At 39.1% G+C, this 18,972-nt stretch carries 18 protein-coding genes; 11 read left to right on the top strand and 7 right to left on the bottom strand.

Annotated features, from left to right (window positions below; genetic code table 11):
• Positions 1-55: 55 nt before the first annotated feature.
• From rplS to F903_RS00935, 4 genes are all read left to right on the top strand, one after another.
• Entirely contained in the window at positions 56-427 is a 372-nt protein-coding gene (gene rplS / locus F903_RS00950; protein ID WP_004673132.1) for a 50S ribosomal protein L19, read from the top strand.
• A gap of 148 nt (positions 428-575) precedes the next feature.
• Complete coding sequence (gene truB, locus F903_RS00945) at positions 576-1,469, top strand: tRNA pseudouridine(55) synthase TruB (protein ID WP_005193812.1); 894 nt, start codon at positions 576-578, stop codon at positions 1,467-1,469.
• Positions 1,470-1,480: 11 nt separating this feature from the next.
• Positions 1,481-2,251: a sulfite exporter TauE/SafE family protein gene (locus tag F903_RS00940; RefSeq protein ID WP_004673130.1), complete on the top strand. Its 771-nt coding sequence runs from the start codon at positions 1,481-1,483 to the stop codon at positions 2,249-2,251.
• Between the two features lie 153 nt (positions 2,252-2,404).
• Positions 2,405-2,851 carry a hemerythrin domain-containing protein gene (locus tag F903_RS00935; protein ID WP_004673129.1) on the top strand — a complete coding sequence of 149 codons (447 nt, stop codon included), beginning with the start codon at positions 2,405-2,407 and terminating at the stop codon, positions 2,849-2,851.
• 22 nt (positions 2,852-2,873) lie between these two features.
• On the opposite strand, the gene F903_RS00930 is transcribed toward F903_RS00935, so the two are convergent.
• On the bottom strand, positions 2,874-3,737 hold the full coding sequence (locus F903_RS00930; protein WP_005193808.1) for an EamA family transporter: 864 nt from the start codon (positions 3,735-3,737) through the stop codon (positions 2,874-2,876).
• 92 nt (positions 3,738-3,829) lie between these two features.
• Positions 3,830-4,711 (bottom strand): EamA family transporter, encoded by an 882-nt coding sequence (locus F903_RS00925; RefSeq protein WP_005193806.1) that lies wholly within the window; start codon positions 4,709-4,711, stop codon positions 3,830-3,832.
• A gap of 435 nt (positions 4,712-5,146) precedes the next feature.
• On the opposite strand from F903_RS00925, the gene F903_RS00920 reads away from it, so the two are divergent.
• Together F903_RS00920 and F903_RS00915 are read left to right on the top strand one after the other, a co-directional pair.
• A complete protein-coding gene (locus F903_RS00920) occupies positions 5,147-5,971 on the top strand; it encodes a M23 family metallopeptidase (protein ID WP_005193804.1) in 825 nt (274 codons plus the stop codon).
• Positions 5,972-6,139: 168 nt separating this feature from the next.
• On the top strand, positions 6,140-7,018 hold the full coding sequence (locus F903_RS00915; RefSeq protein ID WP_005193802.1) for a M23 family metallopeptidase: 879 nt from the start codon (positions 6,140-6,142) through the stop codon (positions 7,016-7,018).
• 77 nt (positions 7,019-7,095) lie between these two features.
• On the opposite strand, the gene serA is transcribed toward F903_RS00915, so the two are convergent.
• Entirely contained in the window at positions 7,096-8,328 is a 1,233-nt protein-coding gene (gene serA / locus F903_RS00910; protein WP_005193800.1) for a phosphoglycerate dehydrogenase, read from the bottom strand.
• A gap of 363 nt (positions 8,329-8,691) precedes the next feature.
• Here serA and F903_RS00905 point away from each other — a divergent pair, with 363 nt between their 5' ends.
• The 3 genes from F903_RS00905 to F903_RS00895 all read left to right on the top strand — a co-directional run bounded on the left by F903_RS00905 (position 8,692) and on the right by F903_RS00895 (position 12,351).
• Positions 8,692-10,101, top strand: a complete 1,410-nt coding sequence (locus tag F903_RS00905) for an FAD-binding oxidoreductase (RefSeq protein ID WP_005193798.1) — start codon at positions 8,692-8,694, stop codon at positions 10,099-10,101.
• Between the two features lie 76 nt (positions 10,102-10,177).
• Positions 10,178-11,584: an AbiH family protein gene (locus tag F903_RS00900; protein WP_005193795.1), complete on the top strand. Its 1,407-nt coding sequence runs from the start codon at positions 10,178-10,180 to the stop codon at positions 11,582-11,584.
• 5 nt (positions 11,585-11,589) lie between these two features.
• Positions 11,590-12,351 (top strand): nucleotidyltransferase domain-containing protein, encoded by a 762-nt coding sequence (locus F903_RS00895; RefSeq protein WP_005193793.1) that lies wholly within the window; start codon positions 11,590-11,592, stop codon positions 12,349-12,351.
• 304 nt (positions 12,352-12,655) lie between these two features.
• Here F903_RS00895 and F903_RS00890 read toward each other — a convergent pair whose 3' ends face one another.
• The 3 genes from F903_RS00890 to F903_RS00880 form a co-directional block, all read right to left on the bottom strand.
• A complete protein-coding gene (locus tag F903_RS00890) occupies positions 12,656-12,970 on the bottom strand; it encodes a putative quinol monooxygenase (protein WP_005193792.1) in 315 nt (104 codons plus the stop codon).
• Between the two features lie 12 nt (positions 12,971-12,982).
• Complete coding sequence (locus F903_RS00885; RefSeq protein WP_005193790.1) at positions 12,983-13,573, bottom strand: NAD(P)H-dependent oxidoreductase; 591 nt, start codon at positions 13,571-13,573, stop codon at positions 12,983-12,985.
• Positions 13,574-13,679: 106 nt separating this feature from the next.
• Complete coding sequence (locus tag F903_RS00880; protein ID WP_005193788.1) at positions 13,680-14,552, bottom strand: DUF4349 domain-containing protein; 873 nt, start codon at positions 14,550-14,552, stop codon at positions 13,680-13,682.
• Between the two features lie 182 nt (positions 14,553-14,734).
• Here F903_RS00880 and F903_RS00875 point away from each other — a divergent pair, with 182 nt between their 5' ends.
• Positions 14,735-15,106, top strand: a complete 372-nt coding sequence (locus F903_RS00875; protein WP_005193786.1) for a hypothetical protein — start codon at positions 14,735-14,737, stop codon at positions 15,104-15,106.
• Positions 15,107-15,457: 351 nt separating this feature from the next.
• Positions 15,458-16,687: a chloramphenicol efflux MFS transporter CraA gene (locus F903_RS00870; protein ID WP_416202007.1), complete on the top strand. Its 1,230-nt coding sequence runs from the start codon at positions 15,458-15,460 to the stop codon at positions 16,685-16,687.
• A gap of 21 nt (positions 16,688-16,708) precedes the next feature.
• Here F903_RS00870 and yccS read toward each other — a convergent pair whose 3' ends face one another.
• Positions 16,709-18,859, bottom strand: a complete 2,151-nt coding sequence (yccS, locus tag F903_RS00865) for a YccS family putative transporter (RefSeq protein WP_005193782.1) — start codon at positions 18,857-18,859, stop codon at positions 16,709-16,711.
• Between the last annotated feature and the right edge of the window lie 113 nt (positions 18,860-18,972).

The following is an 18,972-nucleotide window of genomic DNA, read 5'->3' as shown; positions in this document are numbered from 1 at the left end:
TATCCCCAGCGGTGTAAGAGACCTCTTCTCTCCCGCAATTATGGAGATTCCCACAATGAGTGGTAAACATCCTTTAGTTCAAGTAATTGAAAATGCACAGTTGAAAACTGATATCCCATCTTTTGCTCCAGGCGACACAGTTATTGTTTCGGTAAAAGTAAAAGAGGGTAACCGTGAACGTCTTCAGGCTTATGAAGGTGTTGTGATTGCGAAGAAAAACCGTGGTTTGAACTCAGCTTTCACTGTTCGTAAAATTTCTAGCGGTGTTGGTGTTGAGCGTGTTTTCCAAACTCACTCTCCAGTTGTTGCTAAAATTGAAGTGAAACGTCGTGGTGATGTACGTCGCGCGAAACTTTACTACCTACGCGGATTGACTGGTAAAGCTGCACGTATTCGTGAAAAGTTACCAGCTCGTAAACAAGGTTAATTTTAACGTTGTTTTAAAGCAAAAAAATGCGCCAATAGGCGCATTTTTTTATGCCAATAGGTCTTTATTTGCCTTGACCATGAGTTAAAGGTGCAACTTTTTCTAGATAGTTTTGCTAAAATGCATCTTTGTATTTTGACTCTTATTTATGAAAAAAAGTGCTTATCGTCATCTAAGTGGTGTGTTTTTATTAAATAAGCCTTTAGGAATCAGTTCAAACTCAGCATTGCAAAAAGTACGTCGACTGTTTAATGCTCAGAAAGCAGGGCATACAGGGTCTTTAGATCCTTTGGCGACGGGACTATTACCCATATGCTTGGGCGAAGCAACCAAGTTTTCACATTACTTACTCGATTCAAGCAAACGTTATCAAACTACAGTCAAATTGGGTCAAACGACCACGACAGGTGATGTCGAAGGTGAAATTCTCCAGCAGAGAGAAGTACCACATCTAACCTTAGAAAGCATTGAACAGGTTTTAGCGCAATTTCGTGGTGATATTCAGCAAATTCCACCAATGTATTCAGCTTTAAAACGAGATGGGCGTCCGTTGTATGAGTTGGCGCGTCAAGGCATTGAGATTGAAAGAGAAGCACGTCCAGTCACGATTTATGACTTAACGTTGGTAAGCTTTACTAAAGATAGTCTGACTTTAGATGTGACTTGTTCAAAAGGAACTTATATCCGTGTGCTCGGTGAGGATATTGGTGAAGCCTTAGGTTGCGGTGGACATTTGACTCATTTGCATCGTATTCAAACAGGTCATTTTGAGATAAATCCAGACTACACCATTGAGTATTTGGAAAGCTTATCGCTAGAACAACGAGATGCTTTATTACTTCCCGTCTATGCACCTATTGCGCATTTTCCTAGAGTTCAGTTACCAGAAGGACGTGAAAAGTATTTTGGCAACGGTCAGGAAAGTAATATTGAGCATGAGGCTGTTGCAGAAGTATTGGTGTTCGATGGCGAACGTTGTTTAGGTTTGGCTGAAATCACTGATAAGAAACGTCTAGTACCAAAGCGTCTTCTGAATTTGTAGAGTAATCATCGATGGAATGGGAACTGATACTGAGTCTGGTGTTCTTTGCTTTTTGTGCAGGAACCATTGATGCGGCTGTTGGCGGTGGGGGATTGATCCAAATTCCTGCCTTGATGGGGGCCTTACCTCAGACAGCCCCAGCCACCATTTTCGGAACCAATAAATTGGCCTCAATTTGTGGTACAGCTTCAGCAGCCTTTTCATTTGTACGACGAGTGAAATTGAAGTGGCCGTTGTTGGTGGTTATTGCGATCTTTGCCTTTGTGAGCTCTTTTGCTGGCGCTGCATGTGTCTCGATGATTCCCACTCATATTTTAAGACCTTTCGTCTTGGTCATGCTGATCGTGATTGCGATTTATACTTTGATGAAAAAGCAGTTTGGCCAAGTTCATGTGGATCAACGCATCACACCCAAATTACTGATTTTTGCTGCAATCGGTAGTCTTGCGATCGGTTTTTATGATGGAATTTTTGGACCAGGAACGGGTAGTTTCTTTATTTTCTTCTTTATTCGTTTTTTACAGGTCGATTTTTTACATGCTTCAGCCCTGTCTAAAATTGGAAATTTCATGACCAATTTGGCTGCCTTGAGCTTTTTTGTTCCGACTGGGCATGTGTTATTTGGTTTAGGTTTGATGATGGCTGTGGCGAATATTGCAGGTTCATTATTGGGCGTTCGTTTGGCTTTAAAATATGGCAGTGGATTTATCCGGATTCTCTTTCTGATTTTGGTGAGTATCTTAATTTGTCGCTTGGGCTATCAGATTTTGGTTGCAGCTTGAATCTAAACGTTAAATTTTCACGACAAAAACATACTTAAATAGCACTGTATAAAAAAACGACACTTTCTATTATGAAAGATCAGCCACGCACAACAACATGATAATGGATTTAAATCCTATGTTGATGATGTCAGCCAATCCTAGAGGTGATCGATGAATATATTTGAAGCACTCCGAGAAAGTCATGAGCAACAACGTAGTCTAGCTCAGAAACTCATTGCGACCAGTGGTATGAGCGATGAACGAAAACAATTATTTAAATTATTGAAAAATGAATTATATGCTCATTCGGTTGCCGAGGATCGCTATTTATATATTCCACTAATGTTTGATGATGTGGGTTTAGGTATTACCCGCCATGCTTTGGCGGAGCATCATGAAATGGATGAGTTGATCGAGAAACTAGAAGAAACAGATATGAGTAATCCGAGCTGGTTAGCGACTGCTAAACAGCTCAGTGAGACAGTTCATCATCACTTAAAAGAAGAAGAACATACGTTTTTTCAACAGGCTGGGAAAATCCTCTCTGATCGCGAGAAAGAAAGCCTCGCTCAGAAATATTTAAAGGAATATGGTAAATATAAGGTCTCTGAAACCTAATATTCAGTGTTCCTTCACCATGTCACGGAACTTGTTTTTCCCCGCGTAAAGTTACACCGATGGATGCCGCCATAATACAAGCAAGTGCAACCCATTGAATCAAGCTGATTTGCTCATGCAAGATGACCAAGCCTGCCAAAGCAGCTAAGGCTGGTGCGAGGCTGGTGAGCGTGCCATAGCTGAGTTTACTTAAGCGTTTGAGTGCCATTAAGTCCAGTGCATAAGGTATAGCTGTCGCTAGCACTGCAATGACTAAGGCTTTGCCCCAGTATTGGGTGTCAAGTAAGACTGGGGCATTATTCCATAAACCAAAAGGCAATAGGATCAATGCCGATAAACCAATCGCAATGGTGAGCGCATGCATGCCGATATTTTGTTGTGCAACACGATGTCCATAATAAATATAAAAGGCCCAGAAAAACCCAGCACCGAGAGCACAAGCTGCCCCAATATAAGAAAAATTATCTTGATTGGCATCGTGCCACGGTACCATCAGTGCAATCCCTAATATTGCAAAAACCACCCAAATATAATCACTACGCTGTTTGATTGAGAGTAAGGCCAAACTCAAAGGTCCAATGAACTCCAAACCGACGGCAATCCCTTGGGGCAGTTTGCCTAAAGAGGTATAAAACAAGATATTCATACAGCCCAAAGAAGCACTGTAGAGCAATAAATCTCGCCATTTGAGTTGTTTGAGTTTGGATAAAATTGTCCATGAGCGGAACATGATTGCCACGATAATAGTCGCAAAGCAAAGCCTTAAAATCGTCACTGTCAGTGGGTCGAGTGTGGTGATCAGTTGCTTGGCAAATGAGGCACTAATTTGATAGGCAACCATGGATAAAACCATGTATAGCACTGCAACCAATTGAAGATTTTTCATGGCAGATCTACAAAATAAGTTTAAGAAAACCTAAACAACAGGCATGATGATCATACGCTCGGACAGGTACATTTTTATTGCAAAGCGGCATTTTATTTAACCTCTTTTTGTTGACGAGCGCGTTGCATGGTAAAGGTGCAACCGATTGAGGCGATGATGATCGTGGCAAGAGCGAGCCATTGATTCCACAATAGTTTTTCACCGAGAAATACAAATCCAGAAAGTGCAGCAACAGCAGGCTCTAAACTCATCAAAGTCCCAAAACTCAAAGGTGTCAGATTACGCAAAGCGATCATTTCCAATGAGAATGGCAAGGCACTGGCGAGAATGGCAAGCCCAATAAAATAGTATAAATTGGGGAGTTCGAATACACGGTCCATCGCTCCAGAAAAAGCAGCAAATGGCAGTAAACAAAGCATACCAATACTCATGCCTAAACAAACGGTATGGTTGCCCGAAATGCCTGAGGGTTTTTGTCCTGCAATAATATACATGGCCCAACAAGCACCTGCACTGACAGCAAAAAATACCCCCACCAAATCGAGGCTTTGTTGTGCTTGTTGCATTGGGAACAATAACGCTAAGCCTAAAATCGCACAACCGACCCAGATAAAGTCATATTTTTGGCGAGCGTAGTAGAGTGCGACACTTAAAGGTCCAATAAATTCAAAGGCAACGGCAAGACCAAGCGGTAAACGTTCAAGCGATAGATAGAACAGCCCATTCATACCTGCCAACGCAACACCATAACTCAGGATGGCTTTCCAGCGAACCGCACGAAAATCAATGGTCCAGATTTTAAAAATCACAGCCAAAATGAGTGCACCAAAACACAAGCGCATCGCGGAGACCGTTAATACCGGAAAACTCTGAAATAACATTTTGGCTAAAGAACCACTGCCTTGGACACAGATCATCGCAAGCATCAATAGTGCTATGGCAGACAGCGGTGACTTTAGAATTGAGTTGGACATTTAATCAGCAATTGAGTTAGTGTAACTTTCACATAATAATTGAATTCTAACCAAAGATCTGGGTTGAGACGAGCAGAATTTTAGTTTATTGCAGCCTGAGGTTTTATACGCTCGTGGCTTTTTAATTAACTTTAATATTCTTTTAAATATTATTTATTTGTGCATTTGGTTGATTGGCGCGAAATGCAGTTCCTTTTTGAGATTGGTTGCTCAGTAAATGCTGGAAAGTGTGAGTCATATAATTTTTTCTTGGCGTGCAATGGTCTGCTAATCGTGTGAATAGTCGCTTGAAAGCATGCAGTTCGTCTGATTCACACACCAAATTTACGATTTGTCTGCTATAAAATTTTGGGGCAATCAAGACCCCGTACATCTTAATTAAAACGCTAAAAATGATAATGCTTTAAATGAAATAATAATGATGGAGACAATTAAATGTTAAAACTAAAACGAGCTTTTGCCATTGGTATAATGACATTCGTTCCTTTTGCAGCTTACGCAGCGCCTTCCTTCAAAGCCCCTTTCGCCTGTGGACAAACGTGGAGTTATAGCACCTACTCAGGTCATAATTATAATGCCTTGGACTGGGTACGATGGGATAATGGAGCAACTTCAGGTGCCGCCGTATTGGCTTCAGCAGGTGGAACAGTGTCAGTCAGTTCTATTGGCTGGAATGGTGGTGCTGGCAATATGGTGGTGGTCAATCATGGCAACGGTTGGTCTACCCACTATTTTCATTTGAATAGCATTAATGTCAATGTCGGTGCTTCAATTGGTCAGGGTCATCAAATTGGTACGGTAGGAAGTACAGGGCAAAGCACAGGCGCGCATTTACACTTTGAACAGCGTCTGAATAATTCAGCGCAAAGCATTGTCATCAATGGCAAGTCACTGGCACCTTATCCTTACAGTTACGGTCAAAGAGTCTTGACCAGTGATAATGGATGTAGTGGTACAACACCGCCGCCTCCACCAACTGGAAATAAATACTGGGTGGATACATGGGGCGATGCCAATGGTCGCTCTAGTCCGGGCGGTACGGTTACGGGCACTTTATACAAGGGCACACATTATACCTACTGTAAGGTTTGGGGACCAAAAATCCAAAACGCGACAGGAACACAATGGAATCATTGGTGGTTAAAAACCGATTTAGATGTAGGTCCAGCCAATCAGTGGGTTTCAGCTTTCATGCTGTCACGTTGGGGTAATGATGAAGCCAAAGATAATAATGGTACTGTGGTTCCAAACTGTCCTTAATATTTAAGCGATCTAATGACAATATGCTGTTCAATGGAACAGCATATCTAAAAAATAAAAAAACTGATCAATAAATCTCTTTCATGAATATTTAGTCTTTTATATTTTTCTCATCGGGAGAAATACAAAGGCTTTATGGAAGCAGTCCAATAATAAGGATAATAAACGATGTTTGAAATACAAATCCCGCCATTAATGACCAGCTTTATTCTAAAAAATAGATATAAAACCATCGCCTGTGCAGTGCTTGCAATGGTTTCAACGCATTCTTTTTCTGCTGATCCATTACCGAATCGTCCTGCTTTTAAACTTCCTTTTCCTTGCGGTGCGCAAATCGAATTAAAAACCTATCAAGGGCATAATCCTGACGATAAAAAAATTGATATGTATCGTATGGGCATGTTTACAGGCAGTCCAATTACTGCATCTGCCGATGGTTTGGTCCATCAGACGTTCTATCCTGGTGGGGTCGAAATTCGACATGGCAATGGTTGGTTTAGCACCTATATGCATATGAGTAGCCATGTGCCTGTTGGTACAACTGTTAAACAAGGTGATGTGGTGGGCTATATGGGAGATATCGGATCACCCGGTATTCCTCATTTACATTATGAACAGTTATATGCACCGGGTCTGAATGATGCAGGCAATCAGCATATTGTGAACCCGATACTCCAAGGTGAATGGTTATATATGGTACCAAACTCACCTTTAGTCAGAACCAGTGCAAACTGTCCGAATACAACACCGCCACCTCCACCGACTGGAAATAAATATTGGGTAGATACGTGGGGCGATGCCAATGGTCGTTCTAGCCCCGGAGGCACGGTTACTGGAACGCTGTATAAAGGCACGAGTTATGTTTACTGTAAGGTGTGGGGACCAAAAGTTCAGAATGCGACAGGCGCACAATGGAATCATTGGTGGTTAAAGACTGATTTAGATGTTGGACCAACCAATCAATGGGTGTCTGCGTTTATGCTGTCACGTTGGGGCAATGATCAAGCCAAAGATAATAATGGCGTGGTTATTCCAAACTGTCCTTAAGATTGAGTATCAACCGCTATTAATGCGCAGCAAAAAAAATCACAGCCTTGGCTGTGATTTTTTTTATTCAGTGTTTTTTAGAACAATACGCGAACGCGAATCGTACCTTCAACATGACTTAAGGTATCAAGTGCTTCTTGAGAAGCAGATGCATCGACATCCATAACGAGGTAGCCGATATCACCTTTGGTCATTAAAGACTGACCCGAAATGTTGATGCCTTGTTCTGCAAATAAGGTGTTGATCTTAGATAACACACCCGGAACGTTTTTATGGATGTGAAGCAAACGATGTTGACCATCAGAAAGTGGTAATGCGATTTCTGGGAAGTTCACCGCAGAAAGTGTCATACCTTTATCTGAATAAGAAACGAATTTTTCAGCAACTTCTAAACCAATGTTGGCTTGCGCTTCCATGGTAGAACCACCCACGTGTGGGGTTAAAATAACATTGTCTAAACCACGAAGCGGTGAAATAAACTCTTCGCCATTGGCTTTTGGCTCTTTCGGGAAGACGTCAACCGCGGCACCAGCAATGTGACCCGATTTAATCGCATCAGCTAAATCTTCGATAATCACACATGTTCCACGTGCAGCATTAATGAAGATCGAACCTTGTTTCATTTTCGCAAATTGTTCTTTCTTGAAGAAATTACGCGTTGATGGAACATCTGGAACGTGTAAAGAAACCACATCAGCAGTCGCTAACAACTCATCCATAGAACCCACTTGACGTGCATTACCTAAAGGTAATTTAGTCACAGCATCAAAGTAGATCACTTTCATACCCAAGCTTTCAGCTAAAACAGAAAGTTGTGAACCGATTGAACCGTAACCGACGATACCTAAAGTCTTGCCACGTGTTTCAAAAGAACCAACTGCTGCTTTGTTCCAGCCGCCTGCATGGGTATCTTTTGATTTTTCAGGAACGCGACGAAGTAATAAAATTGCTTCTGCTAGAACCAATTCAGCCACTGAACGAGTATTTGAATACGGTGCGTTGAAAACAGGGATACCGCGCGACATCGCAGCTTTTAAATCGACTTGGTTGGTACCGATACAGAAACAACCTACCGCAATCAATTTATTCGCTGCTTCAAAGATTTCTTCAGTCAATTGAGTGCGCGAACGAATACCAATAAAATGAGCATCTTTGACTGCTTCTTTTAAAGCATCGCCTTCAAGTGCAGTTTTGTGGTAATCGATATTGGTATAACCCGCAGCGTTTAAAGTATCGATGGCATTTTGATGAACGCCCTCTAACAATAGAAAACGGATTTTATCTTTAGGGAGTGATAGATGTTGGCTCATAACGGCTCTACGCTATATCAGGTCGAATTTAAATCGCCGTATCATACCATGTTTGATCAAAATGAGGGCGATTTCATTGCAAATTCCAGCGTGGAAATACTGATCATTTTCCATGGAAATGTTGACTGATTTTCAGGAGATAGCGGTTGTGATGACACTATCTTGATGCAAAGCTTTATCCCTTGCTTGCTTCTATGTAAAATGTATCTATCTGATGGACAAACCTAATCATCAATGGGTTTGCGCTGTTCTGTAAAGTTTCTATATTTTTGGATAATTCAAATATCTTCTTTTTAAGATATTGAAAAATATTATGTTGTCATCCAAAAGCCCTATATTTACTTCTTGCTAGGTCTGTAAACGATGAATGCTTCAGTCGCTTTAACCCCTGAGTTATTAACCCAATTAACAGCAATTGTGGGTGAAAACCGTATTAAAACCGATGCGGATAGTTTGGAAAATTGGGGACGAGATCATACTAAACATTTTGATCCGAACCCATCAGTCATCGTTTTTCCATCAAGCACGGAACAGGTTCAAGCCATCGTTAAACTTGCCAATCAGTTTAATGTTGCGATTACGCCGTCAGGTGGGCGTACTGGACTTTCAGCAGGTGCGGTGGCAGCCAACGGTGAGATCGTGATTAGCTTTGACAAGATGAACCAAATCTTGGAGTTCTTCCCAGCCGATCGTATGGTGCGAGTTCAAGCTGGTGTGGTCACTGAACAGTTGCAGAACTATGCAGAACAACAAGGGATGTATTATCCAGTTGATTTTGCCTCAACTGGCTCAAGCCAAATCGGCGGAAATATCGGAACCAATGCAGGCGGCATTAAAGTCATCAAATACGGTATGACCCGAAACTGGGTGCTTGGTCTGACTGTGGTGACAGGTAAGGGCGATATTCTTCGTATCAATAAAGGCATGATTAAAAATGCCACGGGTTACGCCTTGCAGCATTTATTCATCGGAGGTGAGGGTACGCTTGGTTTAGTCACTGAAGCTGAGATTAAGTTGGAACGTCAACCACAAAACCTGCAAGTGATGGTGTTGGGTACGCCTGACTTTGAAGCGGTGATGCCTGTATTGCATGCTTTCCAAAAAGAAATCGACTTAACCGCGTTTGAGTTCTTTGGTGAAGTCGCAATGCAAAAAGTTTTGGATCGCGGTCATGTACAGCGTCCATTTGAAACGCAATGCCCATTCTATGTATTACTCGAATTTGAAGCGCCGTATGAGCCGATCATGGACAAAGCCATGCAGATTTTTGAGCATTGCATGGAACAAGGTTGGGTCATTGATGGGGTGATGAGTCAAAGCTTAGAGCAAGCGCAAAGCTTATGGCGTTTACGTGAAGATATTTCAGAGTCAATCGCGCCGTTTATTCCTTATAAAAATGATATTTCGGTACTGATTACGCATGTACCTGCATTTATCAAAGAGATTGATGCAATTGTTGCGGACAATTATCCAGACTTTGAGATTTGTTGGTTCGGTCATATTGGTGATGGTAACTTACACTTAAATATTTTAAAACCTGAAAACTTAACTAAAGATGAGTTCTTTGCGAAGTGTCAGGTGGTGAATAAATACGTGTTTGAGACTGTGAAAAAATATGATGGTTCGATTTCTGCCGAGCATGGCGTGGGGATGACCAAGAAGCCATATTTGGAATATTCTCGTTCGCCTGAGGAAATTGAATATATGAAAGCATTAAAGTTGGCATTTGATCCTAAGGGAATCATGAACCCAGGGAAGTTATTTGATCTTTAATACTTGATTAGATAAAAGAAGTTCTGTTAAAAGCGTATCTAAAGATGCGCTTTTTTTATTTTGAGAATTTATAACAGTGAATATTCTAATTGTCGGCAATGGTTTCGATTTATCTCATTACTTACCAACTAAATATGATCATTTTATGGTTGCTATGGGAGCTATAGAAAATTGGGATGAACAGAAAGGAGAAATGAGCTTTGATGATCTATTTGGTTCTTTGTATGAAAAAGAAAATTACTTCTTTAAGTATACAAAAGCAATGTATCAAACAGATAAGATCAAAGTTTCAATTAATCAAGTTACAGACTTAAAAAAACAGTTAAAAGAAAACGTTTGGTATCAATACTTTTCGGATCATGTCAGAGAGGTAAAGACATGGATTGATTTTGAACAGAAAATTGAAGAGGCTTTGAATTATACTACTGATTTTATTTATAAAATAAATGATGTCTACACTAAAGAAAATACTCTTGAACTAGAGGTTAGGACTTCAGGGTATAAAAAAAGTGATTACGATAATAAGTTTTTATATTTAAGTGAAAAAAGTTGTAATGCTTTATTTAATATAGATTTGTTGGATAAAAAATTTTATGAAGTTGTTTATGATAGTGGTGAAATTGTAGTTAAATATGTTGAATCTAATAGTGATAAATATAAGTATTTTATTAACCCTAAAAATATAAAAAAATTTCAAAATTATGATATTTATAATAATAAAGATTGTGTGGATTTTTTGAATTATAAGTTAGATGAATTTATTTGTATATTTAACTTTTATTTAACACTTGTTGATGTGATTAATCCTATAAATAATTTTGTTTTTCTACCTTTTGATATTGATAGAGTCTATTCTTTTAACTATACAAATACATTTAGAAGGTTTTATTCCGATGAGAAAAAAGTTAACTTCTTACATGGGGTTTCAGGTAATCAGCAAAATATCGTATTAGGTATATCTGATTTAAAAGATGAGTCATTAAAAAAAATTAAAGCGTACGGTTTTACAAAATATCATCAGAAATTATTGAAAAATACAGACTATCTATTTCTAACTGATATTAAAGAAAAAGTGGAAAAACTTATAAAGTCTATAGAGTTTAATGAAGAACATCTGTTGGATAGCTTTAAGAATGAAACCCAAAAGGCATCAGATGAAAAGTTTTTGGCTTATCTTAGGGGGGAGTTAGAAAAAATTAATGGAAATATTTATATTTGGGGACATTCATTGGATATTTCTGATGATAATTATATAAAGGAAATTTTTTCATTTAATGATAGTCCTAAGCATAATTTTAATATTGTAATATTTCATTATTCAAACCAAGCTAAGTTTGATTTGCTAACAAATCTGTTACATATTTTAGGTAAAGAAAAAGTAGAAAGATGGATGAAAAAAGGGTGGCTGAAGTTCGAGCTTAACCCTAATATTGTAGAAATTAATAATATTCAACCAGTTGATTTACCTACGTTTGAGAAGTAATACAAATGAACATCCATCACGAAATCGAAAAACTGTTTCAACAACGCCAAGATATCCCATTATTTTATATTGAAAGTGGTAGCCGTTTATGGGGGATGGCTAGCCCTGACAGTGACTATGATGTGCGCGGTTTTCATTTACCCAGTAAAGACCAATATTTTGATTATAAAAAGTACCGTGATCTGATTGAAATCATGGATGGGGATTTTGACTTTGTCTCTTATGACCTAGACAAAATGTTTGGGCTATTGGCTAAAAGTAACCCAACCGTTTTGGAGTGGGTAAGAGCACATATTGTGTATTTTAATGCCTTTCCAGAATGGCAAACGTTTCGAGATGGATTGCTAGAGCGAATCGATTATAGCGCGTTGTATCACCACTACTTATCACTGGCAAAAGGTGGGATGAAAGTGATGCAAACCGCAGATAATTTCACCTACAAGAAAGTATTTTATTCGATCCGCGGTTTGATGTCGGCAGAGTTGGCAACCCAAGAAGTGATGCCCGAATTATTGATCACTGATTTATTTGCACAAGTTGATTCAAATGATCCATTGCGTCACTGGGCGGAAGATTATTTAGAAATTAAAAAGCAGCAGAAAGAAAAAGCCCAACTCCCTGAAGTGGAACAAGCAGCGATTCTTCATTTATTGGAAACCAAGATTGAGAAATTAGCCGCTAAAGAAATGCAAAAAGCTGATCGTCGAGAGGGCTTAGAGTGTTATTTAACGGAATATAGCCGACATTTGAAGCAGTATTATTATTAGTAAAAAATGTCTTTTGCTATTTAATAGGGGGAGAGATAAAAGGCATTTTCTCTGAATTTATACATCAATCTGCTTGTGCTAAATGTCATCCACAACCTGCGTGCTATTGGTAATATATTGTTTTTGCAAAATAAGTAAATATATCCCAGTAGTGAACAGGTTTTGTGGGTGACTAGGTTTTTGGTTACTTTTTTAAAAAAGTAACGTAAGCCTATAGGTTATATAGGATGCATCACGGTAAGACACTGAAAAGAAAACTATTCTTTCCTTTTTCCTCTAAGGCCATCAAGTGATTAGAGGTTTTTTAAAAACTAGCTTCTAAAATACGCACTTTTACATCAGCTACATGATCTTTGGTCGCCTCAAAATGCTTCAGCATATGTGCCGTTTGCATATGCGCTTCAAGATGAGCTGTGCTTTCCCATTGCTCCAACATCACAATGCTATTTTCATCCTGTGTCTGCATTCCAATTGCTGGTAGATGATCAATCAATGGCGCATAACCATGACAACCATCTTCAGCCAGTACAGTTGGAATAATTTTTTCAAAAGCAGCTAAAACTGCTTGGCGATGTTCAGTACCTTGATGAGTACGGATTTCAGCGATAATCGTCAACATATTATTTCCCTCTTAGTTAGCAGTTGCAAAAAGCTGATCTAAATGAACTTTGTACGCTTCTATATAGCTTGGAACCTTTGGCATTTTGATCACATCATTTACGATAAAAGTTGGGAGTGATTCCATACCCAAGAATTGATTGGCTTTGTGAAAGGGTAGATAAACTCCATCAACCCCAACGCCGTGAAAGAATTGATCAGGATCGGTAAAGGCTTCCATCGGTGCATTCCATGTTAATGACAACATGTATTTCTTGCCTTGAATCAAACCACCTGAACCATATTTTTTAGATGCGTCTGAACGACTACGCCCATCGCTGGCATACAGTGAACCATGACCAATAGTAAATACATCATCAATGTATTTCTTCATCGTCCACGGTGCACCCATCCACCAGCCCGGCATTTGATAAATCACCACATCTGCCCATAAGTATTTTTCAATTTCGGCTTGGATGTCATAGTCACTGTCAGTGCGAGTGACTTGTACACGATGACCTAAGTTTTTTAAATGCCCTTCAGAAAAGTCAGTTAAGGTGTCATTCAACTCACCATTGGAATGGGCGAATTGCTTGGCACCATTAATAATTAAAATATTGCTCATTGAATAACTCAAAAATAGATTGCTAAAACTTGACGGCATTTTAGGAAATCTATTCATGAGTAAAAATACATAAATAGGCAAAATACTATTGATCAAAAATCAATAATTAACTGCCTTGTTTTCTCAGCCTATATGCTTTACGGATCACCCAAATAGCAATAATGACAAGAAAGAACGCCCAGAACTGAATCAGCCATAAAATGGTTTCTTTAAAATAAGATAAACCTACTTTAAATGCCTCTCCAATCCGTGTTAATAACGGCTCACTGTCCATAGTAGCGATTCGATGAATATTTAAGTCATGGCTTTTACGAACTTTGGGTTGTTGGAAAAATTCCAAACGAATAGTGCTATAAGCCAAACGATCTTTCACTTCCAAATCAGTGAGTTGTTGTAGTTGATTATTTACCGTATTTGATGCGCTATTACTTTGATTTGCGGTATTCAGCTTTTCTTCTAATAGCTTTAACTCATAAGGTTTTGCTTCATAAGACTGCGTATTAAAGTTCAACATCAAAGGTAAAAGTGTATTTAAAAAAGTAGTCACTTGATCATTTGGAATACGGACCGTGAGTTGTACGAATGGTATTATTTTCTCATAAATATCAATGGTTCCATCAATGCGATTACGTTGAGAGCGATCACTCACTTGATAGTCAATTTGCTTGTTTTCGATATAGCCGTTGTATTGCAACAGCTGTTGTTCGAGAGCTGAAGTCGTTTGTAATACATCTTTGACTTCAAATTGCAATTGAGCGCTTTTAACCAACTGGCGATTTTGTTCTAGCGCACTTTGTTGCGTGCCGACCAATTGTTCAGGATTTTTGACAGTATTTTCCTGAACAATATCACTATTTGAAGCTGTTCTTTCTGCGGCAACAGAGGGATCACTTGCCATGCCTTCTTCTTTTTTTGAACAGCCGACAATAGCGGTACTTAATATTAAAACAATCGTTAATTTTTTTGCTAAATCTGACATGAGTTTATGCTCAATCTGTGGTGATGTTCGTGTTATAAAATTTGTGTTTTTAGTTACTTATGATGATATTCAAATGATTGATAAATACAACAAATCTCACATAAGTTACTTACATTTTATTGCTTTGAAATTCAATTTTGCATAGTAGCATAGATGCATGTGGTAAATAGGAGAGGTACAAAATGCATAAAATTTTGATGATTTTAGGATGCGGAATTTTTTTAACAGCGTGTAATCAGCCCATAGCTCAATCGCAGCAGCAAACTGCGGTACAAAAAAGTACAGCGATACATGCCGTGTTATTGGATCAACCGAATCTATTCCATGAAGAAACCAATTTAAAGATCGATCAACAATTTAATAGCGCAGAAAATCCAAGCGAGGCAGAAATTACGGTTGAACAAACTCAACTTGATGATTCTGTGATTGCTGTTCGAACCGAATATCAATTAAAACGCGGTCAAGAAGTGTGGAAAGTTGTGAATAAGAAACAAAGTTATCAATGCGCTAGAGGGGAGAACACCGCGACATTCCAGTTTGATTTATGTCCTTAAAACGAAAAAATCTTTCAGGTTGAATGAAAGATCAGCAAAGCTGTGGATAACTTGAGTGTTATTCACATATTAAAACAATTGCTCAAATTGCGGTCATTTTGAAATAATGCTAAAGTTGCGTCTGGCAATTTTGCCAAAAGGTAAAACATTTACCAAGCTCACGTAAATAGATTGTTTTTCTTATATACACCTAGTGAATACGGTGTTTTCACATTTATTACATGCGCTCTCACAGCATGAAAATCAAAATTTAATTTAAATCTAAACCATAAAATCGTGTGGTGATGATCCTATTTTCTTTGTATGGAAATGGGACGCACCCGAATTGGTTGTTTTTGTGAATAGAACATGATGACGAATAATCAAAATATGACGTTAAACCGTATAACGCTCATGTTTCCTTTAGCTTTAGTGCTATTTGAGTTTGCGGTTTATATTGGTAATGACTTGATACAGCCTGCAATGCTGTCGATTACCCAAGAATTTGGTGTCAGTGTGACGTGGGCACCTTCGTCGATGTCATTCTATTTGTTGGGTGGTGCCAGTGTCGCTTGGCTGCTTGGACCACTTTCAGATCGACTTGGGCGTAAAACAGTATTATTGGCAGGCGTGGCATTCTTTACAGTCTGCTGTTTGTTGATTTTATTGACGCATAATATTGAACAATTCTTGGCATTGCGTTTCTTACAAGGTATTGGCTTAACTGTTATTTCAGCGGTTGGTTATGCCGCAATTCAAGAAACATTTGAAGAGCGAGATGCCATTAAAGTCATGGCACTGATGGCAAATATTTCATTATTGGCACCTTTACTTGGTCCTGTACTCGGCGCATTTCTCATTGAACATATTTCTTGGCATTGGGGCTTTGTCGCGATTGCCGCGGTTTCATTCTTGAGTTGGTTTGGTCTAAAGAAATTTATGCCATCGCAACAACAAAGCAGAGTGAAACAGCCTTTTAGCTATATGTTTGATGACTTTAAAAAGGTGTTTACCAATCGTCATTTCTTGGGTTTAAGCCTTGCTTTACCACTGGTGGCGATGCCGTTAATGCTATGGATTGCCTTGTCACCGATCATTTTGGTGGATGAGTTGAAACTGAGCAGCATGCAATATGGTTTGGCACAGTTTCCGATATTCTTTGGTTTGATTGCGGGCAATATTGTCTTGATCAAAGTGATGGATCGTTTTGCTTTAGGTAAAACCATTTTGGTGGGCTTACCCATCATGTTATTTGGGACGTTGTTCTTATTGCTTGGCGTGATTTGGCCGATCTATCTCGTGCCATGTTTATTGATTGGTATGACCTTGATCAGTTTTGGTGAAGGGATTAGCTTCTCAGTGATGTATCGTTTTGCCTTGATGTCTTCAGAAGTATCGAAAGGTACGGTTGCAGCCGCAGTGTCGATGATCATGATGATGAGTTTCTTTGTCATTATTGAACTGGTACGGGTACTTTATACACATTTCCACATTTGGGCTTTTGCACTCGCGAGTGTGGCTTTGATTGCTTTATGGTTTGCTCAACCTCGTGCTGCGCTGAAACAGGTGATGCAAACACGTCAGCAACAAGGGATAAATTAGAACGGATGCGGTGTCAGTTGATTACTGAATTTCGAGTTCTAGAAGTTTGTTTTTCAACATCACCAGTTCAGTGAGGGTCTCGAGTAATAGACTCATTTGCTTTAATAGTAATTGATTTTGCTCAGAGACCTGACCTTGTGAGTTTAAGTGCTGAATTTTGATTAATATGTCTTCAATCTGTTGATTTGGAATCGGCTGTTGTTGGATCAAGCTGTGTTTGATTAATTCTGCGCTTTGATCTAACAACGCCAAAATATGTTGATCTTGAATTTGAATACGTTGATGGCCGAGAGCAGAAACGTAGCTCAACTGACTATGACTATAGACCAAGTAGCGAAATGCATAATGGATGAGTTCTTGATTGGGCTGTGGTTCGGTACTGAGACTCGAAATCATATTTGATAGCTCGATCTGGGCATTATGTGCCGCACGACGTGCTTTTCGATATTCAAGATCGTTGGAACGTCCTTGATGATATTGCTGGATGACCGCATCCAAATAATTCATGGTGGCTTGGCTACTTTTGCGTATATTTTCAGGGATATTACGAAAGTTCCAATCGGGCCAAATCAAGTTCACTGCTAACCATGCGATTGCACAACCGATGAGCGTATCGACAATCCTTGGTAAAACAATACTAAAACCCGCGCCCTTTAGATTAAAAATCAATAAAACCATCAGTGTTGCCATCACCGTGGCAAGCGCGTATTTCTTTTGGCGTAAATAGAAGAAATACACTCCGCTAATCACGGTAATGACCAGTTGTCCTTCTATACTGGGTACAAAATAAAGCACGGGTATGCCAAGCAGCACACCTAATAACGTGCCGATGGTTCTGAGTTTCAGGCGGCTTTTGGTTGCAAAATAGGTGATCTGACAAACAAACAAACTGGTCAGTAAAATCCAATAACCATTTTTTGCAAACGGCAACAAAGAAATTGCATACCCCACGACAAAGACGATTGCTAAACGAACCGCATGACGAAATAAGGCAGACTGTGGACTGAGATGTTGTTTTATTTTTAAGAATAAATCCTGAAAACCCTGAATATCTTCATCAAGCAAGTTCAAGTGTGCCTGTTGTTGCTGTGGGGAGAGTGTTTCGATTTTTTGCTTGAATTGCAGTTGAGCGAATTGCTCATGGATACTTTTTAAATTATTGAAAATGAGTTCTAAATTTTTAACCTCAAGATTGTGAGGATGCTGAACGATCCAATCTTTCATTGATGCTTCAAGATTTTCCAGTGCTGCATCTGCCCGTTGACTGTTTTGGTAGGGTGTTTTATGCAGCAGTGACTGACTGAGCTTTTGGCAGGCTGTGGCCTGTAGAAACATATTTTTTTGAATACGAAAAATTAAATCACTGCGGCTAAAATTCTGATGAATTTTTTCATAATGCAAATAATTAGAGGTCACTTGTTCATGGATATCTTGGGCAAAATAGTACAAATTTAACCAATAGATACTGGTGTTATTGATACGGGAAGACTTGAGTCGAGAAAGTAAGGAGTGCTTGGCTTGATTGAGACTATTCACCACCTGAGCATTTTTTTGTGAGAGTTCAAACAACAGTGCTTCAACATTATCTACATTGTCCGGATCAAACAGCTTGGCTTTGATTTGTAAGAGTTCTCCTATTTCTTTAAAAATAGTCGAAATTTTTTCTTGTAGTGGCAGTGTGGGGCGAATGATAAAAAATAGGATTGAGGTGAAGCCGTACCACAGTGCACCACAGACAAAGTAACTGGGTTGCTGGTACCAATGTGGATAATCACCCAATCCAAACATGGTGTAAATAGAAAGTAAAATCGTACCAAATGAAATCGTGGCATAGCGTTGACCTAAAGCACCCATCAGCACAAAAGCAGCACTGGATAGACTTAAATAGACGATGAACCAGAATTTATAAGGCGCTAGAAACGCTAAGATTGTACTGACCGTAAAGAACAGTACACAGACATAAAACAAGTTTCGAAGTCGGATGCTTAAGCGGTCATCAAAGTCAGTCAGGGCTGCTGCAATTGCACCCAGTGTGACAGGCACAATAAATTGACTCAGACCAAGTCCATGCAATAGCAGGGTTGTACCGATTAAAACAATAAAAATTTGTAGGCAATACAGCAGAATTGAATTCGATCTAAAGCGATTGAAGAGCACATAAAGACTGTTCATGATTATTTTTCTTCAATGGGTCTGGGTTTTATCATACAAACAAATTTTCCTTATAAAAGTATTGTTTGATCAATGAGGCATATCATTTTTTTACATCAAGATTGAGTTGATTT

Origin of the sequence: Acinetobacter sp. NIPH 298 (assembly GCF_000369505.1) — a bacterium.
In the GTDB taxonomy this organism is placed as follows: Bacteria; Pseudomonadota; Gammaproteobacteria; order Pseudomonadales; family Moraxellaceae; genus Acinetobacter.
The sequence above is the reverse complement of the archived record's forward strand: the minus strand, read 5'-3'. Positions and strand labels throughout refer to the sequence as shown.

What these genes read in the sequence shown, in the direction of transcription:
- serA (WP_005193800.1), bottom strand. Translation starts at nt 8,328, where the DNA reads ATGAGCCAACATCTATCACTCCCTAAAGATAAAATCCGTTTTCTATTG.
- F903_RS00875 (WP_005193786.1), top strand. Translation starts at nt 14,735, where the DNA reads ATGCATAAAATTTTGATGATTTTAGGATGCGGAATTTTTTTAACAGCG.
- F903_RS00940 (WP_004673130.1), top strand. Translation starts at nt 1,481, where the DNA reads ATGGAATGGGAACTGATACTGAGTCTGGTGTTCTTTGCTTTTTGTGCA.
- rplS (WP_004673132.1), top strand. Translation starts at nt 56, where the DNA reads ATGAGTGGTAAACATCCTTTAGTTCAAGTAATTGAAAATGCACAGTTG.
- F903_RS00905 (WP_005193798.1), top strand. Translation starts at nt 8,692, where the DNA reads ATGAATGCTTCAGTCGCTTTAACCCCTGAGTTATTAACCCAATTAACA.
- F903_RS00930 (WP_005193808.1), bottom strand. Translation starts at nt 3,737, where the DNA reads ATGAAAAATCTTCAATTGGTTGCAGTGCTATACATGGTTTTATCCATG.
- F903_RS00880 (WP_005193788.1), bottom strand. Translation starts at nt 14,552, where the DNA reads ATGTCAGATTTAGCAAAAAAATTAACGATTGTTTTAATATTAAGTACC.
- F903_RS00915 (WP_005193802.1), top strand. Translation starts at nt 6,140, where the DNA reads ATGTTTGAAATACAAATCCCGCCATTAATGACCAGCTTTATTCTAAAA.
- F903_RS00920 (WP_005193804.1), top strand. Translation starts at nt 5,147, where the DNA reads ATGTTAAAACTAAAACGAGCTTTTGCCATTGGTATAATGACATTCGTT.
- F903_RS00885 (WP_005193790.1), bottom strand. Translation starts at nt 13,573, where the DNA reads ATGAGCAATATTTTAATTATTAATGGTGCCAAGCAATTCGCCCATTCC.
- F903_RS00895 (WP_005193793.1), top strand. Translation starts at nt 11,590, where the DNA reads ATGAACATCCATCACGAAATCGAAAAACTGTTTCAACAACGCCAAGAT.
- F903_RS00935 (WP_004673129.1), top strand. Translation starts at nt 2,405, where the DNA reads ATGAATATATTTGAAGCACTCCGAGAAAGTCATGAGCAACAACGTAGT.
- yccS (WP_005193782.1), bottom strand. Translation starts at nt 18,859, where the DNA reads ATGAACAGTCTTTATGTGCTCTTCAATCGCTTTAGATCGAATTCAATT.
- F903_RS00925 (WP_005193806.1), bottom strand. Translation starts at nt 4,711, where the DNA reads ATGTCCAACTCAATTCTAAAGTCACCGCTGTCTGCCATAGCACTATTG.
- truB (WP_005193812.1), top strand. Translation starts at nt 576, where the DNA reads ATGAAAAAAAGTGCTTATCGTCATCTAAGTGGTGTGTTTTTATTAAAT.
- F903_RS00870 (WP_416202007.1), top strand. Translation starts at nt 15,458, where the DNA reads ATGACGAATAATCAAAATATGACGTTAAACCGTATAACGCTCATGTTT.
- F903_RS00890 (WP_005193792.1), bottom strand. Translation starts at nt 12,970, where the DNA reads ATGTTGACGATTATCGCTGAAATCCGTACTCATCAAGGTACTGAACAT.